The following is a 25,087-nucleotide window of genomic DNA, read 5'->3' as shown; positions in this document are numbered from 1 at the left end:
GCTGGGCTAAATTCCCGGATGTGTGGGAGGACCTGAAGTTTTACGGGCGGGAATGTGAACGGAGCCAGTTGGATCGCGCTCTCGCGGCGGCCCGTTCGGGGCGGGGATCGGCGCTGGTGCTGTACGGCGATCCGGCCATCGGCAAGACCGCGCTGCTGCGCACCGCCGTCGATCGCGCCGCCGATTTCCGGGTGCTGCGCTGTCAGGGTATGAGCACCGAATCCGAACTGAATTTCGCTGCCCTGCACGAACTTCTGCTGCCGGTGGCCGACCGGCTGCCGACGCTGCCCACCGCCCAGTCTCGGGCCCTGAGCGTGGCGCTCGGCCTGCACACCGGTGCGGCCGACGCCTTCCTGGTCGGCGCCGCCCTGGTGCGGCTGCTGTCGGCGCTCGCGGCCGAGGGCCCGCTGCTGCTGGTCGTGGACCAGGCCCGGCTGGTGGATCCGGAGTCGGCGCAGGCGCTCGTGTTCGCCAGCCGCCGGCTGACCGCGGCGCCGGTGACGCTGCTGGTGGCACTGCGCGACGATCCGGCCGACACGCTCTGGCGGGAACTGCCCGCGCTGCCGGTCACCGGCCTGCCCGAGGCCGACGCTCGCCGTCTCGTCGCCGAGCGGCACGGCCCGCTGGGCGCGTTGCGGCTGGCCCGGATCCTCGCCGTGGCCGGTGGCAATCCGCTGGCCCTGCACGAATTGCCGGATGTCGTCGGTGATCTCGCGGGCACCGCGCCCGAGCCGATGGCGCTGGGGCCCGGACTGCGCGCGGCCTTCCGCGATCGCGTCGCCGCGCTGCCCGCCGGGGTGCGCGTGCTGCTGACCGTCGCCGCCACCGAGACCCGCGGCGTGCTGGGTATCGTGACCACCGCCGCGGCGGCCCTCGGCGTCGATGCCGCCGCGTGGGAATTCGCCACGGCCGCAGGCATGCTCACGGTCGGCGACGGCAGGGTGGAACGTGCCCACGCCCTGCTGTGCGCCGCCGTTCACGACGCCGCCACGGCCGCCGAGCGCCGCGCCGCGCAGCTGGCCGTGGCGGACGCGCTGACCGGACCGGGCACGGCGGATCTGCGTATCTGGCACCGGGCCATGGCCGCCGAGTGCCCCGACGAGGAGCTGGCCGCGGCCTTGGCCGCGGCGGCCGCCGGCGCGGATCACGGGCACATGACCGCCGCGGCCATGCTGCGGCAGGCCGCCGCCATCACGCCGGATCCGGAGCGGGCGGGGGAGCGGCTGGCCGCGGCCGGTCGATCCGCCTGGGCGGGCGGCGATATCGCCTCCGCGCGCGGCCTGCTCGATCGTGCCACCGCCCGGCTCGGGCCGGAGCGCGCCGCGGTGGCCGGGCGCGGGCTGGCCGGGCTACTGGAATTCGTTGCGGGAGAACCGGAGCGGGCGAGCCGGCTGCTGCTGCGCGATGCCGAGCTGGTGGATCCCGAGACCGCCGCGCACCTGCGGATCGACGCCGAACGCGCGCGCTGGGTGGCCGGGCACGGCGTCCTCGATCTGGATCCCGCGGAAATGACCGTGCGGGAGGGTATTTCGCGCTTCCACACCATGGTCCGGCCGCTGCCGCCCGCGCCGCTGGTGCTGCTGTGGGGGCTGGCCGACGCGGCCCTGGAGCCGTACACCCAGGCGGCGGCGTACCTGCGGGGCAGTTCGGCGCCCGCCGCGGTGTCGCTACTACCGCAGCTGGCGATCATCCAGTTCGCCAATGGCCGGTTCGCGGCCGCCGAGCAGACCCTGGCCGAGGCGTTCGAGCTGGCCGCGGCGGGCGGGGTGGAGAACGTGCTCGCCCAGTGCTGGGCCCTGCGCGCGAAGATCGCCGCGCTGCACGGTGATTCGGATACGGTGCTGGACAGCGCGGACCGGGTGCTGGCGCTGGCGCGGCCGCGCCGGGCGCATGCGCTCATCGCGTCGGCGCACTGGCATCTGGGCTTCCACGCGCTGAGCCTCGGTGATCCGGAGACCGCGTACCTGCGGCTGCGGACCCTGGCCCAGCCGGGGCACGACGCCCGGCATCCGACCTACGCGCGGCTGGCCGCGGTGGAGCTGGTGGAGGCCGCCACCCGGGTCGGCCGGCAGGCCGACGCGCTCGAATACTACGGGGAGATCCGGGATTGGGCGGTGCGGTCCCGCGCGGATTGGGCGCTCTCGGCCGCCTACACCTGCCGGGCCCTGCTGTGCTCCGGGGATCGCGCCGACCACTACTTCCGGCGTGCGCTGGCCGTCCGGCGCACCCGCCACGATCTGCATCATGTCCGCACCCAGCTGCTCTACGGCAAGTGGCTGCGCCGGGCCCGGCGGCGCGCCGACGCGGCCGAGCAATTGCGCACGGCCGCCGAGGCGTTCGAGGGCATGGGCGCGGCCCGGTGGGTGCTGCGCGCCCGGCAGGAGCTCGAGCTGACCGGCCGCCGGGCCGCACCGGTCACCGCGCACGGCGAGACCTCGGTGCTGACGGCGCAGGAGCTGCGGGTCGCGCGGCTGGCGGCGCAGGGCCTGACCAATCGGGAGATCGGGACCGACCTGTTCCTGAGCCCGCGCACGGTGGGCCATCACCTGTCGCGGGTGTTCGGCAAGCTCGGGCTCAGCGGCCGGACCGATCTGGTCGACGTGGATTTCGACAATGGCATGCGAATTGTGCGGCCGCGCTGAAGTTCTCGTATCGGAGTGACGCTCCTGGGCGTCATTCCAGGTGGACCGACTCGCCCCAGTAGCGCGGGTCCCAGTTGATGAGGATCATCCCGGCCACGCTGCCCGCGCAGCCTCCGCAGGCGTGTACCTGGATCAGGTTGTCCACATCGGTGTCTCCGGCGAGCACGGCGCGGGTGGAAAGCCACACCGCCCGCAGGTGCAGGGCGGCGGGCTTTCCACAGCGCACGCATTCCGGCAGCACGCCTTCCGGATCGTTGCGCCCTATCCGGACTTCCGGGGTGACGGGCGCGCCGGGCCCGAGGGCGTCGTCGAGGAGCGGCGAAAATTCCTTGCGCTCACGGTCTTCCACCTCGGCAGGCTAACTATTTCCGGCGGTGTCCGCACCCCGGGCCGCCGGGATCGGCGACCCCCTTCGGCGTCGATCCGGGACGGCGTGGCAACCGGTCGGATCAGTTTCCGGTGGTGGTGGTCGTGGTCGTGCCCGGGGTGGAGGCGCTACCGGTGATCAGCGCCTTGATGAGGTTGGTGAGGATCTCGGCCGATCCGGTGGTCGGCGTGGCGGGGGTGGTCGGGGCGGTGCCGTCGGCGGCAGCCAGGCCCGCACCGGCGAACAGCAGACCGGTGGCAGCGGCGGCCACACCCAGAACACGGATCTTGCGCATGAAATCTCCTTTGGAATCAAACGAATCAGCGGAAATTCAGCTGAGGACGAATGTTTAGCACGCAATCTTCTGGGAATGCAATGGATATCGAATTGGGCGAGTCGCCCGATTTTGGATCGAATTCGCGCAGCATTTTAGCCGACGGGGTGCGAATCAAAATCGGTCGCTGTATCGGTCATCGTATCGGTCATCGTTGAAAGACTCGGAATCGCATATCTCCCAGGTGATCTCAGTCGATGGGACGGCGGCGACGTCGAGTTTGTCCGGCTCTCGGGGATCGAGGTAGCTTGCGATGTGCGCGATATCCGGGTGCTCCAGGGGAGGGAGCGAGAACAGGCCGAACTGTCTCGCGTATTGAGCGAGGCGCGCGCCGGTCGCGGCGGGGGATTGCTCTTGTGGGGTGAACCGGGAATCGGAAAAACCGCACTGTTACGCGATGCCGAGCTACGTGCCACCGATTTTCGAGTGGTGACCTGCCGTGGATTTCCCGCCGAATCGGAGCGGGATTTCGGCGCGCTGCACGAACTGCTGCTCTCACTGATCGATCGGGTCGCCGCGCTGCCCGTCCCGCAGGCGCGGGCCCTGGCCGCGGCCCTCGGCCGGGACGCCGGGCCGGCCGATCGCTTCCTGGTGGGCGCGGCCCTGGTGACACTGCTGGCGACGGTCGCCCGGGAACGGCCGTTGCTGCTCATCGTCGACGACGCCCAGTGGGTGGATGCCGCGACCGGGCAGGCGCTCACCTTCGCGCTGCGCCGCCTGGGCGCCGGCCGGGTGGCGCTGCTGGCCGCGATACGCGAATGCCCGGCCACCACGGTGTGGCAGCCGCTGCCCGTGCTGCCCGTCGCACCGCTGACCGAGGCGCACGCGCGACGGCTGCTGGCCCTGCGCTCCGGCGGCATCGGCGAGCCGCGCGCGTCGCGCATGCTGCGGCTGGCCGACGGCAATCCGCTGGCGCTGCAGGAATTTCCCATCGACTCCGAGGACGGCGCCGGAATCGGCTGCGGACCGGCGCTTTTCGGTCCGCGGCTGCGTGCCGCCTTCGCCGATCGGCTGGCCGCCCTGGAGCCGCGAGTGCGCACCCTGCTGACCGTGGTGGCCGCGGAGGATCGGGGCACGCTGTGCCCGGTCGCGACGGCCGCGACCGAACTCGGTGTCACCGCGGCGGATTGGGAGTCGGCGGTGGCGGCCGGGCTGCTCACGGTCACCGACGGGCGCGTCGAAATGCGGCATCGTCTGTTCTGCGGCGCGGCCTACGACGCCGCGTCCACGGCCGAGCGCCGCACCGTCCACCTGGCCCTGGCCGATGCCCTGCCCGGCGCCGAGAACGGCGACCTGCGCACCTGGCAGCTGGCCGCCGTCCTCGACGGCCCGAATCCCACGCTGGCACAGTCGCTCGCCGACGGTGCCGAGCGGGTGCGGGCCCGCGCCGGAACGCTGGCCGCGGCCGCGGTGCTGCGCCGCGCCGCGGCCATCACCCCGGACCCGGACACCGCCGGGGTGCGGCTGGCCGGTGCGGCCCGATTCGCCTGGGAGGGCGGTGATATCGAGTCGGCACAGCGCCTGCTCGCCCTCGCCCAGACCCGCACCACGCCCGCCGCGATCGCCACGGCCAGCGGGGGCCTGCCCGGCCTGCTGGAATTCGTCACCGGCGACCCGGCCCAGGCGCACATCCTGCTGCTGCGTGATGCCGAGGCCGTCCGCGCATCCGCCGCGAGGCCGGAAACCGCTGCCGTGAGCCCGGATTCGCCATGGCAGGGCGGCGGCGCCGACCTCGCGGCCGGCCTGCGGCTGCTCGCCGACCGGGCGGCCTGGTCGGTGGGCCGCGCCGCGGACCTGCCGCTGGACGGTCAGCTCGAAGCGGCCGGGGCCGCGCCCTCGCCCATCGCGGCCGCACATCTGCTGCCGCCGGCCGGGCAGTTGCTCGAGTGGGGTCTGGCCGAGCAGGCGCTGGAGCCGTACCTCAGAGTGGCCGGGGGCCTGCGCAATTCGGGCGGCCGGCCGGCCGCGCTCGGCGTGCTGCCGCAACTGGCCGTGGTGCAGTTCGCCACCGGTCACTGGGAGGCGGGGGAGAGCACCCTGGCCGAGGTGTTCGAGCTGGCCGCGGGCGCGGGCGCGGCCAATATCCTGGCCCAGTGCTGGAACCTGCGGGCCCGGCTGGCCGCCCAGCGCGGCGACGCGGACACGGTGGCCGAGAGCGTGGATCGCGCGCTGGCCCTGGCCCGCCCGCACGCGGTGTCGGCGCTGATCGGCGGCGCGTACTGGCATCACGGCTTCCACTCGCTGACCGCCGGGGATGCCGAGTCGGCCTATCGCCGCCTGCGCGCGCTGTACCTGCCCGGCCACGAGGCCGCGCATCCCACGCTGGCCCGGCTGGCCACCCTCGACACGGTCGAGGCCGCCTGCCGCGTGGGCCGTTTCGACGAGGCGGCCGAGTACGCAGAGCTGATCGCGGCCTGGACGCGGCGCACGCGAGCCCGCTGGGCGCTGACGACCGCCTACTCCTGCCGGGCACTGCTGGCCGACGAGGACCGCGCCGAGCACTACTACCGCCGCGCCCTGGCGGTCGGCGACACCCGGCATACCAGCTTCGGCCGCGCCCGTACCCAGCTGCTCTACGGCAAGTGGCTGCGCCGGGTCCGCCGCCGCCGCGACGCCGCCGAGCAATTGCGCGCCGCCGCCGACGCTTTCGACCTCATCGGCGCCGCCGCCTGGGCCACCCGCACCCGCTCCGAGCTGGAGCTCACCGGCACCGGCGCCAAGCCCGGCGCCGGCTCGACACCGCTCACCGCGCAGGAGTCCCAGGTGGCCCGGCTGGCCGCCCAGGGGCTCACCAACCGGGAGATCGGCGCGGAACTGTTCGTCAGCCCGCGCACGGTCGGGCACCACATGTCCCGGATTCTCGAGAAGCTGGGTCTCACCAGCCGTTCCGAGCTGCGGGGCATCGACTTCGACAATGGCATGCGCCTGACGCGCCCGCACTGAGGCGTGGTTCCGGCTGCCGCGCATGCTGACAGCTAATGTCCAGCAGCAATTTCCGGATCAGGTCCGGGTGAGCTCGAACAGCCGGAAACGGCGAGTGCCCGCGAGTCGCTGCTCCATCGCGTAACCCGGCCAGAACTCCAGCGCCCGCCGCCACGCGCGATCCCGCTCGGCGCCCGTCAGCTGCCGCACCTCGACCGGGAACCGTTCCCCGCGGACCAGCAGTTCGGCCCGTTCGGCGCCGCGCAGATTGGCCGACCAGGACGGCTGTTCGGGCAGGCCCCAGTTCGACGAAACGATCAGGAAGCGCTTCTCGTCGTACGGGTCCGGGACGTAGAGCAGGCTGACCGTGCGCGGCAGGCCGGTGCGGCGGCCGGCCACCGTGAGCTGCAGCGCGGGCAGACCCGCGACATCGAGTATTCCCTTGCGGCCGTGCGTCACTCGCCGCGTCAAGCGTTCGAGCGCGAACACCGCCGGTGCGATGCGCATGACGGTCCGGCGGCGGGCCAGGCCGCGGCCCAGTCGCGGGAGCGGGTTCCAGCGGGCGGGCGCCTCGGGCCGGCGCCGCCATTCAGCGAATGCCATGCCCCGATTATGTTGCTAGGGCGCCCAGCGCGCCCGATCCCAGTCGTCCTGCCAATCGTGCGCGCCGGCCGGGGACCGGTCGTCCGGATGCGCGGGCGCCAGGGTCTCGTCCTGGTCCCGCGGCCCGGACTCGTCCTGTTCCCGCCCCGATCTATCGGGCTCGTCGGGTGCGGGCCGGACATCGCTGTGCCGCTGCCCATTGGCGTGCTGCAACTCGGGAAGTTCTTCGCTCATGACCATCCCTTCGTGCCGGTTATGCACAAAAGGTATCGAATGGGCGATTTCCCAGCTAACTCAGGGCTAGCTTCAGGTGTCGCTACTGCCCCGGAACCACGGATCGTTCGAATTGAGGGCGGTGAGCAGGCGGCGGATGGCCGCCACCCGGAGCTCCTTGCCGGGCAGTTCGTCGAGCGCGCACTCCGGGTCGGCGGGCGGGCCCAGGTGGGTGCAGCCGCGTGGGCAGTTCTCGATGGCGTCGGCCAGATCGGAGAACGCCTGGATGACGTCGTCGGGGGTGATGTGTGCCAGGCCGAACGAGCGCACGCCGGGCGTGTCGACGACCCAGCCGCCGTCGGGCAGCGGCAGTGCCACCGACTGGGTCGAGGTGTGCCGCCCCTTGCCGACCCCGGACACCTCACCGACGGCGCGCTCCGCCTCCGGAACCAGCCGGTTCACCAGGGTCGACTTGCCCACCCCGGAGTGCCCGATGAGCGCGGTCAGCCTGTCGTCCAGCAGGTCCAGCACCGGCTCCAGCGGGTCCTCGATGCCGCCGTAGACGATGGTCAGATCCAAATCCTCGAAGGCCGAGGCGAATTCGGAGTCGGCGGCCAGATCGTGCTTGGTCAGGCACAGAATCGGTTGCAGCCCACCGACATACGCCGCCACCATGGCCCGCTCCACGAATCCGGTGCGCGGTGGCGGATCGGCCAGCGCCACCACGATGAACAGCTGCTCGGCATTGGCCACCACCACGCGCTCGAACGGATCGGTGTCATCGGCGGTGCGGCGCAAGACCGTTCGCCGATCGACCACCCGCACGATGCGGGCCAGGGTGTCGGGCTTGCCGGACAGGTCGCCGACCACGTCCACCTGATCGCCGACCACGATCGGCGTCCGGCCGAGCTCGCGCGCCCGCATGGCCGTCAGCGGCCGGTCCGGATCCCCGTCCAGCACGCACCCCCAGCGGCCGCGGTCCACCGAAACCACCATGGCCGCTTCGGCATCCAGGTGCTGCGGCCGGGTCTTGGTGCGCGGACGCGAGCCCTTGCCCGGGCGTACCCGGACATCGGACTCGTCGTACTCGCGCCGCCTCAGTGGTCTGCTCCCGACGAGCCGAGCATGCTGTCCCAGAGGTCGACGAAGTTCGGCAGCGTCTTGGCGGTGGTGCCGATGTCCTCGATCTCCACACCCGGCGTCACCAGGCCGATGATCGCGCCGGCGGTGGCCATCCGGTGGTCGGCGTAGGAGCGCCACTGCCCGCCGGTGAGCGGACTGGGCACGATGGCCAGCCCGTCCTCGGTCTCGGTGACCTTGCCGCCCAGCCGGTTGATCTCGGTGGCGAGTGCGGCCAACCGGTCGGTCTCGTGCCCGCGCAGGTGCGCGATGCCGCGCAGCCGGGACGGCGAATCCGCCAGTGCCGCAAGGGCGGCCACGGTCGGGGTCAGCTCGCCCACGTCGTGCAGGTCGATGTCGATGCCGGCCAGGCGCTCGGGCCCGCGCACGGTGAGCACGCTGTCGAAGAAGCGCGCCTCGGCGCCCATGCGCACCAGGATCTCCCGGATCACGTCGCCCGGCTGGGTGGTGAGCCGCGGCCAGTGCGGAATGCTCACCTCGCCGCCGGTGACGGCCGCCGCCGCCAGGAACGGGGTGGCATTGGACAGGTCCGGCTCGACCTCCCAGTCCACCGCCCGGATCGGGCCGGGGGCCACGGTCCAGGTCTGCGCCTTGCGCGGATCGTTGGGCGCGTCCACGCGAACATCGGCCCGCCGCAGCATCTCCACGGTCATCTCGATATGCGGCATGGACGGCAGCGCCGCGCCGTCGTGGTTCACGGTGACGCCCTGCTCGAACCGCGCCGCCGACAGCAGCAGCCCGGACACGAACTGCGAGGAGCTCGAGGCGTCGATGGTGACCGGCCCGCCGCGCAGTGCGCCCATGCCGTGCACCACGAACGGCAGCTGGTTGCCGTCGATGTCGAGGCCCAGTGCGCGCAGCGCGTCCAGGATCGTGCCGAGCGGCCGCATCCGCGCCTGCTCGTCGCCGTCGAAGGCGACATCGCCGCGCGCCAGCGCCGCGACCGGCGGCAGGAAGCGCATGACGGTGCCCGCGAGCCCGCAATCGACCATGGCGCTGGTGAACTCGGCGGGCGGGGTGACGGTGAGGGTCTCGCCCTCGCCTTCGATGCCGGTGCCCATGGCCCGCAACGCCGCGATCATGAGGTTGGTATCCCGGCTGCGCAGCGCGCCGGTGATGGTGGACGGCCGATCCGCCAGCGCGGCGAGGATCAGCGCCCGATTGGTAATGGATTTGGACCCGGGCAGGGTCACGGTCGCGTGGACGGGAATTCGGACGTGGGGCGCGGGCCAAAAAGTCACAAGGCCATCTTCGCACTCCCGCCTCCCCGAGCCTTTTCGCCGACCGATAATTCTCCCGGGACTTGCGTCGCGGACCGGCGGTCGGGTGCCGTGCCCGACTGAGCCCGTGCCCGATGAGTTACCCCGGGACTCGCCAGATCGGTCGTTCCGTCGGGCGTGGACGAGCCTAGACGTATACGTATATGAGTACGTATGCTGGTCGGGTGATCGATCCCCTCAGCCTCGTAATCGGTGGCGCGCTCGTCGGCGGCGGCTGGCTCGCGGGCCGATTCGGCTCCCGCCGCAGCAAGGCCGGCGCCGCGGCCGGCCCGGCCGTCTGCGGCTGTGGCCACGACCTCGCCCTGCACGACCGCGAAGCGGGTCATTGCCACGCCGAGACGTTCCGTAAGACCGGCGTCGGTCTCAAGGCCTGGGCGCGCTGCAACTGTCAGCGCTACACCGGTCCCACCCCGCTCGAGGAGTTCTTCGCCCCCACGCCCTTGCCACCGGCTCCTTGAACGCGAAATGCCGGTCTCCGTACGGAGACCGGCTATCCCTGAGAGTCCCGGGGTCGGCTCTCCCTACTTGGCGCGCCCGTGAATCAGCGGCACGATCTTGCGCAGCAGCTTCATGGTCCGGTCGGTGCGGGTGTAGGACAGCAGCGCCATGCCGGGAATCGCGAAGCGCTGCACCGCGATCGAGTGCGGACGCGAGAATTCCAGCAGGCCCGGCGCACCGTGGATGCGGCCGATGCCGGAGTCGCGCACGCCACCGAACGGCAGCCCCGAGATCGCCGCGTAGGACAGCACCGAGTTCACCGAGGTGCAGCCGACCTGGAGGCGCCGGGCGATCTCCATGCCCTGGTTCTTCGAGTACACCGCCGACCCGAGCCCGTACTTGCTCTTGTTGGTCAGCTCCACGGCCTCGTCGACGCCGTTGACGGTGCGGATGGTGACGGTCGGCCCGAAGGTCTCCTCGCACACCGCATCCGAGGACTCGTCCACGTCGACCAGCACGACCGGTTCGATGAAGGGCCCCTTGACCGATTCGGGCCCGCCCAGCACGGCCTTGCCGCCGTTCTTGAGCGCGTCGTCGATGTGCCGGCGCACGATGTCGACCTGGCTGGGCATGGTCATCGGACCGTAGGAGGCCTTGCTGTCCGAACCCGGCTTGATGTCGGTGAGGATGCGCTTGACCTCGGCGACGAACTCGTCGGCGACCGCCTTGTCCACGTACACCCGCTCCACGCCCGCGCAGGTCTGGCCGGAGTTGGCGGTGGCGCCCCAGGCGACCGCGTCGGCGGCGGCCTTGACGTCGGCGTCCGCGGCCACGATCACCGCGTCCTTGCCGCCGCACTCCAGCAGCACCGGGGTGAGGGTCTCGGCGGCGGAGGCCATGATCTTCTTGCCGGTCGCGGTGGATCCGGTGAAGGCCAGCTTGTCGACGCCGGACTTGACCAGCGCCGCACCGGTCGCGCCGTAGCCGTTGATGGTGATGAAGACGCCGTCCGGCAGTTCCGGATTCGCCTCGGCGAACGCCTTGGCCACGAAATTGCCGATGCCGGTGGAGAATTCGCTCGGCTTGAAGACCACGCAGTTGCCGGCGGCCAGTGCGTAGGCGATGGAGCCGTTCGGGGTGTAGATCGGGTAGTTCCACGGCCCGATCACGCCGACCACGCCGAGCGGGCGGTACTCCAGGTGGGCGGCGAAATTGGCCATGAACGCGCCGGGCGCGACCTTCTTGGGCTTGAGCACCTTCTCGGCATTGGAGGCGGCCCACTTGATGTGCTCGAGGGCCAGCATGAGCTCGAGGAAGGCGTCGTCGAGGGGTTTGCCGTTCTCGGCGTGGATGAGCTCGCTGAGCTCGTCGGACTTCTCGACCAGCTTGCTGCCCCAGCGCAGAATGTGCTTCTTGCGCTCGGCGTAGGTCAGCGCACCCCAGGTGGCGGCGGCGGTCCGGGCCTTGGCGACGGCCGCGCGCACCGCCGCCTCATCATCGATCTTGTAGGTGGCGAGGGCCTCGCCGGTGGCAGGGTTGACCGAAGTCAGCGTGTCGGCCTGATCGAGCGGGGCGGTTTCGGTTGCAGTCATGATTGGCGGCGTCCCTTGATGAGAGTGTGATGAGACGAACGTCTCATACCGTCCAAGTGATGTCAATTGCCATCACATCGCGGGCGATTCACTTCTGGTGGCTGTCGGCACCCGATGGCAGCATGGTCGTCATGTGCGGTAGATACGCGACCACGACGAATCCCGCGAAGCTGGCCGTCGAGCTCGACGCTATCGACGAGACCGGCGACCAGGGCTTCGATCCGAATTACAACGTGGCTCCCACCAATAAGGTGCTCACGGTCGTCGAACGCCACGACCGCGACCACCCGGAGGACCCGGCCACCCTGCGCATCCGGGCCATGCGCTGGGGTCTGATCCCGCCCTGGACCAAGGCCGCCGAGCCCGGAATCCCGGTGAAGGGCAAACCGCTGTTCAATGCCCGCGCCGACAAGGCCGCCACCACCGCTTCCTTCCGTGATGCGGTGAAGAAGCGCCGCTGCCTGGTGCCCATGGACGGCTGGTACGAGTGGGTCACCGAGGCCGACGCGTTCGGAAAGGCCGTCAAGCGGCCGTATTTCATGTCCCGCGCCGACGGGGGACGCCTCTATATGGCGGGTCTCTGGTCGGTCTGGCGTGACCGCAGTCAAGGCGACGAGGCGCAGCCCCTGCTGTCCTGCACGATCCTGACCACCGATGCGGTCGGCGATCTGACCAAGGTCCACGACCGCATGCCCCTGCCGATGCCGCGCGAGCACTGGGACGCGTGGCTGGACCCGGACCACCCCGCTCCCGAATCGCTGCTGGAAACGCCTTACCCCGCAGCGGTTTCGGACATTCTGGTGCGCGAAGTGCCGTCGCTGGTCAACAGTGTCAAGAACAACGGTCCCGAACTGCTGGCGCAGGTGGACGAACAGGCCGTTCAGATCAGCCTGATCTGACCGTCTTCTTTCCCGTTCCAGCACTGTGCCCCGCTGCGGAACGCAGCGGGGCACGGGAGCTTGGAGGGTTCGTCTCAACCGCACTTCACGGTCGGCAGCCCGATATTGAGCGTGCACTTCAGGGTGTCGGCCATCGAGTCGATCATCCTGGTGATGATGTTGCCGCCGAGCTTCTCCGCCTTGTCGATGCGCTCGTCCTTCTTCTGCGGCTGCCCGCCGCCCGGGCCGCCCGGGTCGGGGAAGCTCGGATTGACCGGAGCGGCGTGCACCGGCGCGGCCGTCGCGAGCGCGATCGTCAGCGGGGCGGATCCCAGTGCCAGTACCAGCGCTCCGGCGGCGACGGCCGTGCGAATTCGCCGATGGTGAGACATAAACCGCATCACATCCTCGGGTTCGTATAGGACCTTGCGGACAAAAGGTTCACAACAAGCTCACTGCGCGCTCCCAAGTAACTCACAGAAATTCGGCCGAATTGTGAAAGGGCAATGCCCCCGCCGCGTCTCCGCGTCGGGGGCATTGCCGATTCGATTGTCGTCCGGCCGATCAGACCGCCGCGGCGTCCGCCGCCTCGACGGCTTCCTTTCTGGCCTGGATGCCACCTGCGCTGCGCAGCGGCACCTCCTTCCAGAACAGCACCAGGATGAATCCGAGCAGCGCCACGAAGGTGGCCGACAGGAACACCCGGTCCATGGACTTGGCGAAGCCCTCCTTGAAAGGGTGCGCCAGCGTCGGATTCAGCTGCTGGATCACCGAGCTGTCGTTGAGCACCTGGCCCACGACCGCCGGCGCGGTCTCCTGGTTCGACAGGCCGAGGACGACCTTCTTGTCGACCGAGTCGGGGCCCTTCACCGCGTCCGTGGCGGCCTGCGTGTAGGCCTGGTCGCCCCGGACACTCTCCAGCGAGGTGGTGATGTTCGGAGCCAGCTGGGTGAACAGCACCGACAGGAACACCGCCACGCCCAGGGTGCCACCGATCTGCCGGAAGAAGGTCGCGGCCGCGGTGGACACGCCCATGTCCTTGGGCGGCAACGCGTTCTGCAGCGCCAGGGTCAGCGGCTGCATCAGGTTGCCGAGGCCGAAGCCGGTGATGGCCATGAAGATCATGACGACCCACAGCTCGGTGTCGGCCGACACCAGGTGCAGCAGGAACAGGCCGGAGGTCAGCAGCGCCGCGCCCACCGGCGGGAAGTACTTGTACCGCCCGGTCCGGGCGATCAGCTGGCCGGCCAGGATCGAGCCGGTCATCATGCCCGCCACCAGCGGCAGCATCAGCAGACCCGCCTTGGTCGGGCTCGCGCCCTGGACCACCTGCAGGTACTGCGGCAGCAGGGTGATGCCGCCGAACATGGCTGCACCGACCACCACCGAGATGACCACGCCGAGGGCGAAGGTGGAGTTCTTGAACATGCGCAGCGGGATCAGCGCCGCGTCGCCCTGCTTGGCCTCGATCGCGATGAAGGACAGCACGCCGATCGCGCCCAGCGCGTAGCAGAGGATGGCATGGCTGCTGGTCCAGCCCCATTCGCGGCCCTGCTCGGCGACCACCAGCAGCGGCACCAGGCCGACGATCAGCGCCGAGATGCCCATCCAGTCGATCGGCACCTTGGTGACGGGGCGCTTGGGCAGCTTGAGCACGCGGGTCACCACGGCCAGCGCGATGATGCCGACCGGCACGTTCACCAGGAACACCCAGCGCCAGCCGGTGACGCCCAGGATCTGGTCGGTGCCCGACAGGATGCCGCCGACGACCGGGCCGACCACGCTGGAGGTGCCGAACACGGCCAGGAAGTAGCCCTGGTAGCGGGCGCGCTCCCGCGGGGACACGATGTCGCCCATGATGGTCAGCGCCAGCGACATCAGCCCGCCCGCGCCCAGGCCCTGGAAGGCCCGGAAGGCGGCCAGCTCGTACATGGAGGTCGCCATGGAACAGGCCAGGGAGCCGACCACGAAGATGGAGATGGCGGCCAGGTAGAACGGCTTGCGGCCGTACATGTCCGAGAGCTTGCCGTAGAGCGGCGTCGCCAGGGTCGAGGTGATCAGGTAGGCGGTGGTCACCCACGCCTGCGCCGAATAGCCGTGCAGCTCATCGGCGATGGTGCGGATGGAGGTCGACACGATGGTCTGATCCAGGGCCGCCAGCAGCATGCCCATGATCAGGCCGCTCATGATGACCAGGATCTGCTTGTGGGTGAAGCCGGCCGAATTGAGTTCCGGCTCCGCCACTTCCGTTTGTGTAGTCACGAATTGCTCTCCGCGGGTGCGTAATAGGACTGAAGGTCTTTGTGGGCCGCGATGTCGGCCAGCATGCGCTGCCGGGTCTCCTCGTAGCCGTCGACGAAGCGCCGCAGCAGGGCGGCGAAGGTCTCCCGTTCATCGGGATCCCAGCCGACCAGCATGTGGCGCAGCGAGTCGTTGCGGCGGGCCCGGATCTGGGCGGCCACGGTGCGGCCGGTGTCGGTCACGTCGAGGACGCTGACCCGGCCGTCGGCCGGATCCGCGCGGCGCTCGATGAGTCCGCGCTTGACCAGGCTCGCGACCTGCCGGCTGATGGTCGAGGCGTCGGAATAGAGGGCCTCGGCCAGCGCGCCCGAGCGTTTCGGGCCGTCGTGGATCAGCTGGAACAGGATGCTGAACGCGGCCGGTTCGATCTCGCCCTGGGTCATGGACGCGACCTGCGCATTGGTGCGGTCGCGCAGTTTGGTGAGCCGGGCGATCTCGTAGGCGATGGCGTCGACAAGGCCGTCGTCGATGTCGGTGGGGGTAGTCGCCGGGTCATCGTCGGTCACGGTCGGTCTCACCTCCTTGCGTCGGTCAACTGCTTGTATGCGTCAACTAGTTGTACGGCGCAAGTATTCCGACATAGTTGTCCCTTGGCAAGCTTTTTCCGGAGGTTGTGTCTCCGCTCACGGGAGAATCGGACAATTCGCCCCTCTTGGGCAGGTCAGGCCACTGCGACCGCGGCCGTCACCGCTCCCGTGAGCCGGACCAGATCCGCCGGGGCGAGCTCGATCTCCAGCCCGCGCTTACCCGCGCTGCACAGCACCCGATCCCACTCCAGCGCCGACTCGTCGACGACGGTCGGCAGCCGCTTCTTCTGCCCCAGCGGCGAAATCCCGCCCAGCACATACCCGGTCGTCCGCTCCGCCTTGGCCTTGTCGGCCATGGCGGCCTTGCCGCCGCCCAGCGCCGCGGCCGCCGCCTTCAGCGACAGCGTGGTCGGCACCGGCAATACCGCCACCGCCAGCCCGCCCGACCCCAGTTCGATCACCAGCGTCTTGAAGATCTGCCCGGCGGTAACCCCGAGCTCGCTCGCGAGCGCCTCCACCGCCTCCGCCCCGTACGAATCACTGCGCGGGTCATGGGCATACGAGTGCACCCGGTGGTCCACCTTCGCCTGCATCAGAGCCTTGATCGCCGGGGTCGGAGCTGCAGCCATGGGCTCACCCTATCCAGCGGACGCAACCGGTTTCCGGTGCTGGGAACAGGGTGAGCGTCACACCTGTTGCACGCGATACGCGCTTCACAGCAACCGCAGGGCCCACGGTTCGCGGGCGCACGCATCCCATTCATCCAAGGAGGAGTCGGTGACCGTTCTGGTCGAAGAGCCCCCGGTGCGGACCGGGCCGCTGCTGTTCCGCAGGGGGGCCGCCGAGGTCGCGCCCCCGGCCGGTTTCCTGGCCGAATCCCTGTTCGCGGTAGATTCAAGTGCTACGGCGATCGAAGGGATTAGCGTGACGAGCGACGACGACATGGTCGATCGCCAGCGTGATGACGACGCGGACAGCGAGCGCATCGACGCCGGCGACGATCAAGCGGTCGACTATGACGAGGTGAGTGAATCCGGTGCCAGGAGTACCGAATCCGCGGCGGAACTGGCCGCGCGATTCGAGCGTGACGCGCTCCCGCTGCTGGACCAGCTCTACGGGGCGGCGTTGCGCATGACTCGCAACCCGGCCGATGCCGAGGATCTGGTGCAGGAGACCTTCGCCAAGGCCTACCAGGGGTTCCGCTCGTTCCGCGAGGGCACCAACCTGCGGGCGTGGCTGTACCGCATCCTCACCAATACCTACATCAACTCGTATCGGAAGAAGCAGCGCCAGCCCGCGCAGTATCCGACCGACGAGATCACCGACTGGCAGCTGGCCTCCACCGCCGAGCACACCTCCACCGGTCTGCGCTCCGCGGAGATGGAAGCCCTCGAGGCGCTGCCGGACGACGACATCAAGGCCGCTCTGCAGTCGCTTCCCGAGGAGTTCCGGATGGCGGTGTACTACGCCGACGTGGAGGGCTTCCCCTACAAGGAAATCGCCGAGATCATGGGAACTCCCATCGGTACCGTCATGTCCCGTCTGCACCGTGGCCGCAAGCAGCTCAAGGGCCTGCTCGCCGACGTGGCGCGGGAACGTGGATTCAATCGGTCGAGCAGCGATGCGGCGCGTGAGGAGGTAACCCAGTGAGCGACGAGATGGAAGAACTGGACTGCTCGGCGGTGCTCGCCGATGTCTGGCTGCTCCTGGACAACGAGTGCGACGACACCGTGAAGGCACGGTTGCGTGAGCACATCGACCGTTGCTCGCCGTGCATCGAGGCCTACGGCCTGGAGGAGAAGCTGAAGTCGCTGCTGAATCGCAAATGCGGCGGCGACCGCGCACCGGATTCCCTGCGCCAGCGCCTGACGATGGAGATCAGGACCAGCTACACGCGGGTCGAGACCCGGATCGAATCCGCGGAATAGGGACCTACCTGGACACAGCTAAGCGGCACCCTTCCCAGTGGGAAGTGGTGCCGCTCAGCAGTTTTCGAGCTTTTCGCTACGGCTCAGGCGTTCGGCCGCTTGCCGTGGTTGGCGGCATTCTTCTTGCGGCCACGCTTCTTACGTCCACGCTTACCCATAGGTAATCTCCCTTCAGTCGGCCGTCATTCTTTCATGTGTGGTTGGCTGTACCTTCAGGGGCTACGGGTCAACGCGAACGCGAGAGGTGTACATGGCTGAGGAAGTGAAGGCCGAGATGGTGTCGACTGTGCTGAACATCGAGGTCGCTGTCGGCGACAAGGTCAGCGTCGACCAGACCCTGGTCCTGCTGGAGTCGATGAAGATGGAGATCCCCGTCATCTCCGAGATCGAGGGCACCGTCGCCTCCATCCACGTCAGCCCCGGCCAGGTGCTGCAGCAGGGTGACCTGATCGCCGTCATCTCCTGAGCGACGAGCCCCCGACCTGCTCCTGAGGCGCCCTTGCCGCGTCGCGTGGGAACATACACGCGACGTGGGAACAGAGGAGCGTGGTGAATGTCGACACTGAGTGAGCTACTGGCCGAGCACACCGATCTACCGGGTGCGGCCGTCGACCATTTGCAGCGGGTGGTGGGGGACTGGCAGTTGCTGGCGGATCTGTCCTTCGCGGATCTGCTGCTCTGGGTGGGCACGGGCCCGGTCAGTGCCGGCGCGGAGGTGGTGTGCGTCGCCCAGTGCCGCCCCACCACCGCGCCTACCGTGCACCTCGAGGATCTGGTCGGCACCCTCGCCACCAAGGAGGCGAATCCGCAGGTGTTCGAGGCCCTGCTGACCGCCGATATCGCTCGGACCGAAACCGATACCGCCCTCACCGGCGTCTATCACCCGCATCCCGTGCACGCCATGCGCGAGGCGATTCCGGTGCGGGTCGGTGACGACATCATCGCCGTGCTCGGCCGTGACACCGATACCCAGCGTCGCAAGATGCGCTCCAGCCTCGAGATCGCCTACATGTCCTGTGCGGACGACCTGTGCCAGATGGTCGCCGACGGCACCTGGCCCGCGCTCGAGGACCGCACCGGCGCGCACTCCAGCCCCCGCGCGGGCGACGGTTTCATCCGCCTCGACACCGAGGGCACCGTCGTCTACGCCAGCCCCAACGCCCTGTCGGCCTATCACCGCATGGGTTTGCAGAACGACCTGGTCGGCCAGGATCTGGCGCTGACCACCCGCTCGCTGATCACCGATCCGTTCGACGCGCAGGAAGTCGTCGGCGACATCCAGGCGGCCCTGGCCGGAAAGGCCGGGCGCCGAATGGAAGTCGAGGCGCGCGGGGCGACCGTGCTGCTGCGCACCCTGGTGCTGCGCCCGCACGGGGAACTCGCCGGGGCCGCGGTGCTGGTCCGCGATGTCACCGAGGTGAAGCGGCGCGACCGCGCGCTGCTGTCCAAGGACGCCACGATTCGCGAGATCCACCACCGGGTGAAGAACAACCTCCAGACGGTGGCCGCGCTGTTGCGGCTGCAGGCCCGCCGCACCGAGAACGAGGAGGCCCGCCTGGCCCTGACCGAATCGGTCCGCCGGGTCACCTCGATCGCCTCGGTGCACGAAATGCTGTCCATGTCGGTCGACGAAGAGGTCGATCTGGACGAGGTGGTGGACCGCCTGCTGCCGATCATGGCCGATGTGGCGACCGTGCACACCGCCCGCATCAAGGTGCGCCGCGCCGGATCGCTCGGCGTCTTCTCCGCCGAACGGGCGACGCCGCTGGTCATGGTGCTGACCGAGCTGGTGCAGAACGCCATCGAGCACGCCTTCGACGCCGGCGAGAACGGTACTGTCACAATCCGTTCCGAGCGTTCGGCGCGCTGGCTCGACGTCATCATCAGCGACGACGGCCGCGGCCTGCCCGACGGATTCAGCCTGGAAGCCTCCGACCGGTTGGGCCTGCAAATCGTCCGCACTCTCGTGACGGCGGAATTGGGCGGGTCCATCGGACTTCATCCCGGCGCCGATGTCGGTACCGACGCGGTGCTGCGAGTTCCCCTCGGCCGTCGCTCCGCTCGCTGAAACATATTGCGCGGCGCACGAGTTCGGGCGTAGTGAAAATTCTGCGCCCGAACTTTCGTTCGAAGAGTCAATCCCGTTGAACGGGAATTCCTCTCGTGATCAGACTCGGGCCGGCCCCTTTACACACTGAAGCCCGGCACCTGAATTGGTGCCGGGCCGAATTGCGTTGCGGCCGCGAGGCTGGGGTCGGCCGTAACGCCTGTCGCCTAGCTGGTTAGACGACGGTGCGGGTACGCGTACGCGCGTTGCGGCGCTTCAGCGCGCGACGCTCGTCTTCGCTCATACCACCCCACACGCCGGCATCCTGGCCCGACTTCAGGGCCCAGGAAAGGCAGTCAGCGGTGACGGGGCAGCGAGCGCAGACCAGCTTGGCATCGGCAATCTGCGCGAGCGCCGGACCACTGTTACCCACCGGGAAGAACAGCTCGGGGTCCTCGTCGCGACAGATGGCCTTGTGGCGCCAGTCCATTCCTCTGCTCCTTTGCTAGGGCGCGCACGGCGCTGCCCCTTGGGTTTGTGGTCCGTTCACTTGTGCGACTCGAATGTTTCCGCACGGTTGCTTGTGAATGCTTTCACGAACACCGTAGATGTCAATAGATACCCGGTGCACCGTGGGGAAGCTCACGCTGTAAGACCCCTACATGGGGATCCGCCGTGTCATTTGTACTCGGTTGAGCCAGTTTTCGCAGCGCAACCGCGATGTTTCTAGGGCGTGTCGAACCGGCTAGGGCTTCGGCGCGACCACATCGAGGATATCCGGGACGGCTGTGAAATTCACCATGTTGCGGCGTCCGATGAAGTCGCCGTCGATTTGCAAGCCGATCGGTTCGGCCGCGGTGACGGTCACGGCCGGCACGTCGTCATCGCGAAACAAGGTGCGGCTCTTGGGATCTCCATGGGCTGCAAGCAACTGCCGGGCGACCAGCAGGGTGGGCAGCACGCCCATCGTGCGCATGGCAAACACTCCGAGACCCGATTCGAATGTGGTCCCCGGGTTGGTGACCACGGGCGTGTTGTCGAGATAAGTCCAGGGACTGGCATTCGTCACGAATGCGTAATGCACATCCGTGACCGGTTCGTTACCTGGAATGTCGAGACGCACTTGCGGGGCATGCCGTTTGGCGCGAAAGAACTGCCGGACCGTGGTGCGCAGATAGCGCGCGGGCGTCGCGGTTTTGCCATCCGCGCGCTTGGCGTCGATGGCCTCGCACACATCCGCGTCGAGCCCGACACCGGCGCTGAAGAGGAACCAGCGATCGTCGGCGACGCCGAGCCCGATACGGCGGTCCGCGTCATCGGCCAACAGATCGATGAGCTGATTGGTGGCGGTCACCGGATCCGGTTCGATGCCCAGCGAGCGCGCGAACACATTCGCCGAACCGCCCGGGATGACGCCGAGCCGCGGCAGCCACTCCCGCTGCGGCTCACCCGGCAGCGGGAGGAAACCGTTGACGGTCTCGTTCACCGTGCCGTCCCCGCCGTGCACCACGATCAGGTCCATCCGGGTGTCGGCGGCCCAGCGCGCCAGCTCGGCGGCGTGCCCTCGGTGCTCGGTGTGGCGAACGGTCAGCTGGGTGCGGCTTTCCAGTGCGTGAGCGAGCAGATCGCGAGTGGACCGAGTGGTCGAAGTGGCATTCGGGTTCACGATAAGCAGGGTCCGCACACAAAGCAGCCTACTGGGCTCAAAGTGAGCGCAGCACTCGCGATCACGGCTTCGGTTGACGGCCTCGATGATTCGCGGCCGTCTCGATTCTGGACTGCGGCTGGAATAGACCTCCGCCTTGGAGCGGGGGAGCGAAGCGGGGGAGGGAAGAATCGAGACCTCGGGGCCGCGAATCCGCCCCGGAGCGAAGCGGAGGGGCAAATCTGGCACCGTAGGCTGGGCGGGTGGCTGAGCAGAACAACGGCGAGAACAAGCCCGCGGGCGAGAGCGACGTGGTGCCGGGGACGGTGCGCGTGGCGGGCGCGCTGGTCGCGCTGGAGGGCGCGCTGGGCCTGGTCGCGATGGTCGTGCTGATCATCGTCGGCGTGAACGGGTCGGCGCAGAGCCCCAAGAACAGCTATCTCACCGCCGGGTACGCGGCCATCCTGGGCGGCGCGGTGCTGGCCGCGGGGATCGGGCTGATGCGCGGGAAGCGGTGGGGGCGGGCCATCGCCACGCTGACCCAGCTGCTGCTGCTGGGTGTCGCGTACTACATGTTCACCTCGGACCGGCCCGAGTTCGGGGCGCCGCTGGGATTGCTGGCGCTGGGTGCGCTGGGTGCGCTGTTCGCTCCGGCCTCGAATCGGTGGATGGCCGCGGGCTACGGCTCCGTCGAGGAATAGCCGCGGCGGTTTGCGCAGAGTCGCCGTAATCGTTGCTCAGTGGCCCGTGAGCGGGTTTTCGGACGCTCGCCCACCACTCGGGTGAGCGAGCGCTTTCCAGCGATGCTGCGGCGAATTCGGATGCCGCGGCGAATTCAGTCGTCCGCGTGCGTCGCCAGGCGGGCCAGGGCCGCGCCGCGCAGGCGGTAGCCGGTCCACTCGTGCTGGTGCTCGGCCCCGATGGATTCGTAGAAGTCGATGCTCGGGGTGTTCCAGGTGAGCACCGACCAGTCCACGCGGGCGTACCCCTGCTCGACGGCCTCGCGGGCCAGCGTCGCGAGCAGGCTCTTGCCCAGCCCGCGGCCGCGGACCTCCGGCTTGACGTAGAGATCCTCCAGATAGACCCCGTGCACGCCCTTCCAGGTGGAGAAGTTCAGGAACCAGATGGCGCAGCCCACCACGCCGTGATCCGTCTCGGCCACATGGGCGTACAGCGCGGGCTGCGGCCCGAACAGGGCCGTCTCGAGCTGGGCCGCGGTGAGGGTGCACTCGTCGGCGGCCTTCTCGTACTCGGCCAGATCGTGGACGAGCTGGACGAGCGCCGGGATGTCGGCGGGGGTGGCGCGGCGAATCATTCGGCGGCCCCTTCCTACGGGTTGAGCGGCGGAACCAGATTGTGCGCGAGCACGGTTCGAGCCTGGTGATCGTGTCCCAGCACCGTAACCGCGGCGGTGGACAGGAAGAATCGGCGGCCTTCGATCACCTCGAACTCGGCCCAGCGGGCGATGAGCGCGCGCGAGAAGTGGCCGTGGCCGACCAGCACCACATCGCGGGTGGCCAGCTCGGGAATGACGGTGGCCAGCACGTGGTCGGCGCGCTTGCGGACGTGCTCGGCGGTCTCGCCCTCGGGGGTCTCGCCGGTCCAGATGGTCCAGCCGGGCGACATCCGCTGGATCTCGGGCGTGGTGAGGCCCTCGTATTCGCCGTAGTCCCACTCCACCAGATCGTCGTCGACGATGACGCCGGGCAGCCCGGCCAGCGCCGCGGTGCGCAGCGCGCGCTGCCGGGGGCTGCTCAGCACCAGCGGATTCCGCAATTCCATGTCGTACAGCAGTTTTCCGGCGGCCCGGGCCTGGGCCTCGCCGATCTCGGTGAGGGGCACATCGGTGCGGCCGGTGTGGCGGCGCGCGGCCGACCAGGCCGTCTCCCCGTGTCGCAGCACTACCAACCGGAATTCGCCACCACTCATGAATTCGATCATGCTCCACCGCCTCCCCGAATACCTAGCGGGCCGCAGCGACCCGTCGGAATCGGGCACCCGTGGGCGGCCGGGTCAGGCGGCCGCGCCGACGCCGTACACCTGGGTGCCCCGGCGCTCCAGGAAGACGTTGCCCGAGACGCTCAGCCCGATGGGCTCGTTGTGATAGTCGCTGCGCTGCAGCGGGATTCGCGAGACCTGCGCGCCGGTGCCGGGATCCAGGACGGCCAGGCCGTCCGGGACCGGGGCCACCAACTGGCCGGCCATCAGCGCCGGGGTGCCGAGCACGTGCTGGGCGCCCCACTGGGGGTCGAGGGTGGTGGGGTTGAGGGCGATCAGGCTGTCGCCGGTGAAGACGAAGAAACCGGTGGACAGCCGCGCCACCATGGCGGTGTCCGTGAAGGCCGGAACCTGGTGGGTGGCAAGCAGATTGCCGCTGACGTCATAGATGGTCAGCACCGGCGGGGTGGTCGGCGTGGCGGGGAGGTAGAGCGCGGTCCGGGTGTCGGACACCGCGATCACGCGCGCCCTGTCCACCGCGCCGCCGGGCTCGTTGAGCACGTGCGTGCTGTACTCCTCCGGCACCGTGCCGTCCTTGGGCGCGGGATTGAGGATGGACAGCCGGTCGGCGGGGTCCTTGGGGCAGCGTTCCAGCACCGCCACCCGGCTGGGCGCCGAGCCCGCCGAGAGCAGCCGGCAGTCGGTGCGCGGCTGGGTGTGCGGATTCACCGGGGCGTCCACGTAGCCGTATTCGAGGGTGCGGACCAGATCCGAGCGCCACATCTCCAGGCGGTCGTCGCCCAGCGCGAGCACATAGGTGCCGTCCGGGGCCAGGGTGATCCGCTTGTCCATGTAGCTGGACCGCGCCGCCACCCGGGTCCCGGTCTCGGCGTTGAGCAGGGTGGTCTGACTACAGCCGCGCTGATCCCGGTAGGTGGCGATGACCGTCCCGAACTGGACCTCCACCGCGCACAACGGCATGTCCCGCTGGTACTTCCAGACCTCGTCGCCGGTGCGGGCATCCCGCCCGGTGACGGTGCCGTCATCGGCGGTGACGGCCACCGCGCCCACCGTCAGCGAGCGCATGGCCGCGCCGTCCGGGGCGTGCCACAGCTCCTTGACCTGCGCGGGCACCGAGTCGGCCGCCGGCGGCGGGGTGAGGGTGTGGTTCGCGGATTGCGCGTGGGTGCCGCGCACATCGCTGGTCAGCACCACAACCGCTGCCGCGATCGCCACCAGAGCGGCGATCGCGACAGCGGTGAGAATATCGGCGCGCGTCCGCCGCTCGGGTGCGAGCACGACAGCGAGAGTAACCGATCCGCGCGGCTAGGCCGAGGCCGCGACCGCGGCGTCGGTCACCACCACGGCGGCCTCGGCGTCCACGTCGGCCTTCTTCCGCCGCGTCCGCCGCACCGGAGCCGCCGCCGCGGGCTCGTCGGAACCGCTTGCCGCAGTACCCGACTCGACCGCTTCGACCTCCGCCTTGACGGCCTTGCGGACCCGCTTGCGCGGCGCGGCCTTCGGCGCTTCCGCGACCACCTCGGCACCGTCCGCCGCCGCCGCGACCGCTTCGGCCGCGCCGTTGGCGTCCACGGTCGCCGCGGCGGCCTTACGAGTCCGCTTGCGGGGCGCGGCCTTCGGCGCTTCCGCACCGTCCGCCGCTCCGGCGGTGGCCTCGGCGGCGTCGTTGGCCTCGACGGTCGCCGCCGCGGCCTTGCGAGTCCGCTTGCGCGGCGCGCTCTTCGGAGTCTCCGCGGCGACCTCGGCGTCGGCGCTGGTGGCGGTCTCGTCGGCGGTCGGCGTGGTGCTCGCGGCGGTCGGCGCTGTGCTCGCGGCGCGGCTGGTGCGCTTGCGCGGCGCCCGCAGGGCGGGCTCGGCCGAGTCACCATCGGTGGCAGCCGATTCCACTGTGGCGGAACCCTCTGCGCCGGTGCCGGATTCGGCCACGGCGGCCTTGGTGCGGCGGGTGCGCTTGCGGGGCGCGTCCGTTTCGGCGGTCACGGGAGCCGCTGCCGCGGCGTCGGTCTCGGCGACGACCGTCGACTCCGTGGCGACCGGAGCCTCGGCGGCAGGGACCGTGGCCTCGGCGGCCGCCTTGGTGCGGCGGGTGCGCTTGCGGGGCGCGTCGGCCACGACCGCGTCGGAGACCGGCTCGACCGTCGTCGTGGCCACGCTCGCCTCGACCGGCGCGGGCGTCTCGGCGACCGCGGCCTCCGAGACGACCTCGGCGGCGGCTTCGGTCACGCCGGTGCCCTCGGCGGAACCCTTGCCCCCGCGGCGGGTGCGCTTGCG

General features: G+C 69.8%; 26 protein-coding genes. 9 read left to right on the top strand and 17 right to left on the bottom strand.

Annotated elements, in window-relative coordinates; genetic code table 11:
- The first annotated feature begins 20 nt into the window (after positions 1–20).
- Entirely contained in the window at positions 21–2,642 is a 2,622-nt protein-coding gene (locus tag ACWEKS_RS30680) for an AAA family ATPase (RefSeq protein ID WP_452343305.1), read from the top strand.
- Between the two features lie 31 nt (positions 2,643–2,673).
- On the opposite strand, the gene ACWEKS_RS30675 is transcribed toward ACWEKS_RS30680, so the two are convergent.
- Both ACWEKS_RS30675 and ACWEKS_RS30670 read right to left on the bottom strand, forming a co-directional pair.
- The gene (locus tag ACWEKS_RS30675) at positions 2,674–2,991 is read right to left on the bottom strand and encodes a hypothetical protein (RefSeq protein ID WP_379427423.1); all 318 of its coding nucleotides are present in this window, start codon (positions 2,989–2,991) and stop codon (positions 2,674–2,676) included.
- Between the two features lie 100 nt (positions 2,992–3,091).
- Positions 3,092–3,304: a hypothetical protein gene (locus ACWEKS_RS30670; protein WP_452343304.1), complete on the bottom strand. Its 213-nt coding sequence runs from the start codon at positions 3,302–3,304 to the stop codon at positions 3,092–3,094.
- Between the two features lie 294 nt (positions 3,305–3,598).
- Here ACWEKS_RS30670 and ACWEKS_RS30665 point away from each other — a divergent pair, with 294 nt between their 5' ends.
- Positions 3,599–6,286, top strand: coding sequence for an AAA family ATPase (locus ACWEKS_RS30665; protein ID WP_452343303.1), 2,688 nt, complete (start codon positions 3,599–3,601; stop codon positions 6,284–6,286).
- A 57-nt stretch (positions 6,287–6,343) separates the two neighbouring features.
- Here ACWEKS_RS30665 and ACWEKS_RS30660 read toward each other — a convergent pair whose 3' ends face one another.
- The 4 genes from ACWEKS_RS30660 to aroA all read right to left on the bottom strand — a co-directional run bounded on the left by ACWEKS_RS30660 (position 6,344) and on the right by aroA (position 9,462).
- Positions 6,344–6,868: a nitroreductase family deazaflavin-dependent oxidoreductase gene (locus ACWEKS_RS30660; protein ID WP_452343302.1), complete on the bottom strand. Its 525-nt coding sequence runs from the start codon at positions 6,866–6,868 to the stop codon at positions 6,344–6,346.
- Between the two features lie 15 nt (positions 6,869–6,883).
- Positions 6,884–7,102: a hypothetical protein gene (locus ACWEKS_RS30655; RefSeq protein ID WP_452343301.1), complete on the bottom strand. Its 219-nt coding sequence runs from the start codon at positions 7,100–7,102 to the stop codon at positions 6,884–6,886.
- 72 nt (positions 7,103–7,174) lie between these two features.
- The gene (gene rsgA / locus ACWEKS_RS30650) at positions 7,175–8,182 is read right to left on the bottom strand and encodes a ribosome small subunit-dependent GTPase A (RefSeq protein WP_452343348.1); all 1,008 of its coding nucleotides are present in this window, start codon (positions 8,180–8,182) and stop codon (positions 7,175–7,177) included.
- Entirely contained in the window at positions 8,179–9,462 is a 1,284-nt protein-coding gene (aroA, locus tag ACWEKS_RS30645; protein WP_452343300.1) for a 3-phosphoshikimate 1-carboxyvinyltransferase, read from the bottom strand. The genes rsgA and aroA overlap by 4 nt, the downstream gene beginning before the upstream one ends.
- 182 nt (positions 9,463–9,644) lie before the next feature.
- Between aroA and ACWEKS_RS30640 the strand changes: the two genes are divergently transcribed.
- A complete protein-coding gene (locus ACWEKS_RS30640; protein WP_452343299.1) occupies positions 9,645–9,959 on the top strand; it encodes a hypothetical protein in 315 nt (104 codons plus the stop codon).
- Positions 9,960–10,022: 63 nt separating this feature from the next.
- Here the strand turns inward: ACWEKS_RS30640 and ACWEKS_RS30635 are convergent, their stop codons facing one another.
- On the bottom strand, positions 10,023–11,531 hold the full coding sequence (locus tag ACWEKS_RS30635) for an aldehyde dehydrogenase family protein (RefSeq protein ID WP_452343298.1): 1,509 nt from the start codon (positions 11,529–11,531) through the stop codon (positions 10,023–10,025).
- A gap of 131 nt (positions 11,532–11,662) precedes the next feature.
- Here ACWEKS_RS30635 and ACWEKS_RS30630 point away from each other — a divergent pair, with 131 nt between their 5' ends.
- The gene (locus ACWEKS_RS30630; RefSeq protein ID WP_452343347.1) at positions 11,663–12,430 is read left to right on the top strand and encodes an SOS response-associated peptidase; all 768 of its coding nucleotides are present in this window, start codon (positions 11,663–11,665) and stop codon (positions 12,428–12,430) included.
- Positions 12,431–12,504: 74 nt separating this feature from the next.
- On the opposite strand, the gene ACWEKS_RS30625 is transcribed toward ACWEKS_RS30630, so the two are convergent.
- The 4 genes from ACWEKS_RS30625 to ybaK form a co-directional block, all read right to left on the bottom strand.
- Positions 12,505–12,801: a hypothetical protein gene (locus tag ACWEKS_RS30625; RefSeq protein WP_452343297.1), complete on the bottom strand. Its 297-nt coding sequence runs from the start codon at positions 12,799–12,801 to the stop codon at positions 12,505–12,507.
- A gap of 172 nt (positions 12,802–12,973) precedes the next feature.
- Positions 12,974–14,596, bottom strand: coding sequence for an MDR family MFS transporter (locus ACWEKS_RS30620; RefSeq protein WP_452343346.1), 1,623 nt, complete (start codon positions 14,594–14,596; stop codon positions 12,974–12,976).
- Positions 14,597–14,667: 71 nt separating this feature from the next.
- Positions 14,668–15,216, bottom strand: coding sequence for a MarR family winged helix-turn-helix transcriptional regulator (locus tag ACWEKS_RS30615; protein ID WP_452343296.1), 549 nt, complete (start codon positions 15,214–15,216; stop codon positions 14,668–14,670).
- Positions 15,217–15,371: 155 nt separating this feature from the next.
- On the bottom strand, positions 15,372–15,866 hold the full coding sequence (ybaK, locus tag ACWEKS_RS30610) for a Cys-tRNA(Pro) deacylase (protein WP_452343295.1): 495 nt from the start codon (positions 15,864–15,866) through the stop codon (positions 15,372–15,374).
- Between the two features lie 148 nt (positions 15,867–16,014).
- Between ybaK and ACWEKS_RS30605 the strand changes: the two genes are divergently transcribed.
- Positions 16,015–16,887, top strand: coding sequence for a sigma-70 family RNA polymerase sigma factor (locus ACWEKS_RS30605; RefSeq protein ID WP_452343294.1), 873 nt, complete (start codon positions 16,015–16,017; stop codon positions 16,885–16,887).
- Between the two features lie 8 nt (positions 16,888–16,895).
- Positions 16,896–17,165: a mycothiol system anti-sigma-R factor gene (rsrA, locus tag ACWEKS_RS30600; protein WP_452343345.1), complete on the top strand. Its 270-nt coding sequence runs from the start codon at positions 16,896–16,898 to the stop codon at positions 17,163–17,165.
- A gap of 83 nt (positions 17,166–17,248) precedes the next feature.
- Here rsrA and ACWEKS_RS30595 read toward each other — a convergent pair whose 3' ends face one another.
- Positions 17,249–17,323: a 50S ribosomal protein bL37 gene (locus ACWEKS_RS30595; RefSeq protein ID WP_153805149.1), complete on the bottom strand. Its 75-nt coding sequence runs from the start codon at positions 17,321–17,323 to the stop codon at positions 17,249–17,251.
- A 92-nt stretch (positions 17,324–17,415) separates the two neighbouring features.
- Between ACWEKS_RS30595 and ACWEKS_RS30590 the strand changes: the two genes are divergently transcribed.
- Positions 17,416–17,631, top strand: a complete 216-nt coding sequence (locus ACWEKS_RS30590; RefSeq protein ID WP_452343293.1) for a biotin/lipoyl-binding carrier protein — start codon at positions 17,416–17,418, stop codon at positions 17,629–17,631.
- A gap of 87 nt (positions 17,632–17,718) precedes the next feature.
- A complete protein-coding gene (locus ACWEKS_RS30585; protein WP_357002128.1) occupies positions 17,719–19,233 on the top strand; it encodes a sensor histidine kinase in 1,515 nt (504 codons plus the stop codon).
- 214 nt (positions 19,234–19,447) lie between these two features.
- On the opposite strand, the gene ACWEKS_RS30580 is transcribed toward ACWEKS_RS30585, so the two are convergent.
- Together ACWEKS_RS30580 and ACWEKS_RS30575 are read right to left on the bottom strand one after the other, a co-directional pair.
- Positions 19,448–19,702, bottom strand: a complete 255-nt coding sequence (locus ACWEKS_RS30580; protein WP_011211115.1) for a WhiB family transcriptional regulator — start codon at positions 19,700–19,702, stop codon at positions 19,448–19,450.
- A 255-nt stretch (positions 19,703–19,957) separates the two neighbouring features.
- On the bottom strand, positions 19,958–20,896 hold the full coding sequence (locus tag ACWEKS_RS30575; RefSeq protein ID WP_452343292.1) for a diacylglycerol/lipid kinase family protein: 939 nt from the start codon (positions 20,894–20,896) through the stop codon (positions 19,958–19,960).
- A gap of 224 nt (positions 20,897–21,120) precedes the next feature.
- On the opposite strand from ACWEKS_RS30575, the gene ACWEKS_RS30570 reads away from it, so the two are divergent.
- Positions 21,121–21,558: a hypothetical protein gene (locus ACWEKS_RS30570; protein WP_452343291.1), complete on the top strand. Its 438-nt coding sequence runs from the start codon at positions 21,121–21,123 to the stop codon at positions 21,556–21,558.
- A 134-nt stretch (positions 21,559–21,692) separates the two neighbouring features.
- Here the strand turns inward: ACWEKS_RS30570 and ACWEKS_RS30565 are convergent, their stop codons facing one another.
- The 3 genes from ACWEKS_RS30565 to ACWEKS_RS30555 all read right to left on the bottom strand — a co-directional run bounded on the left by ACWEKS_RS30565 (position 21,693) and on the right by ACWEKS_RS30555 (position 24,094).
- Positions 21,693–22,172: a GNAT family N-acetyltransferase gene (locus ACWEKS_RS30565; RefSeq protein WP_364607563.1), complete on the bottom strand. Its 480-nt coding sequence runs from the start codon at positions 22,170–22,172 to the stop codon at positions 21,693–21,695.
- 14 nt (positions 22,173–22,186) lie between these two features.
- The gene (locus ACWEKS_RS30560) at positions 22,187–22,786 is read right to left on the bottom strand and encodes an acid phosphatase (RefSeq protein WP_452343290.1); all 600 of its coding nucleotides are present in this window, start codon (positions 22,784–22,786) and stop codon (positions 22,187–22,189) included.
- Between the two features lie 84 nt (positions 22,787–22,870).
- Positions 22,871–24,094: an Rv3212 family protein gene (locus ACWEKS_RS30555; protein WP_452343289.1), complete on the bottom strand. Its 1,224-nt coding sequence runs from the start codon at positions 24,092–24,094 to the stop codon at positions 22,871–22,873.
- Positions 24,095–25,087: the final 993 nt, after the last annotated feature.

This window comes from Nocardia sp. NPDC004711 (assembly GCF_053601595.1).
This window is presented reverse-complemented; position numbering and strand designations above follow the sequence as displayed.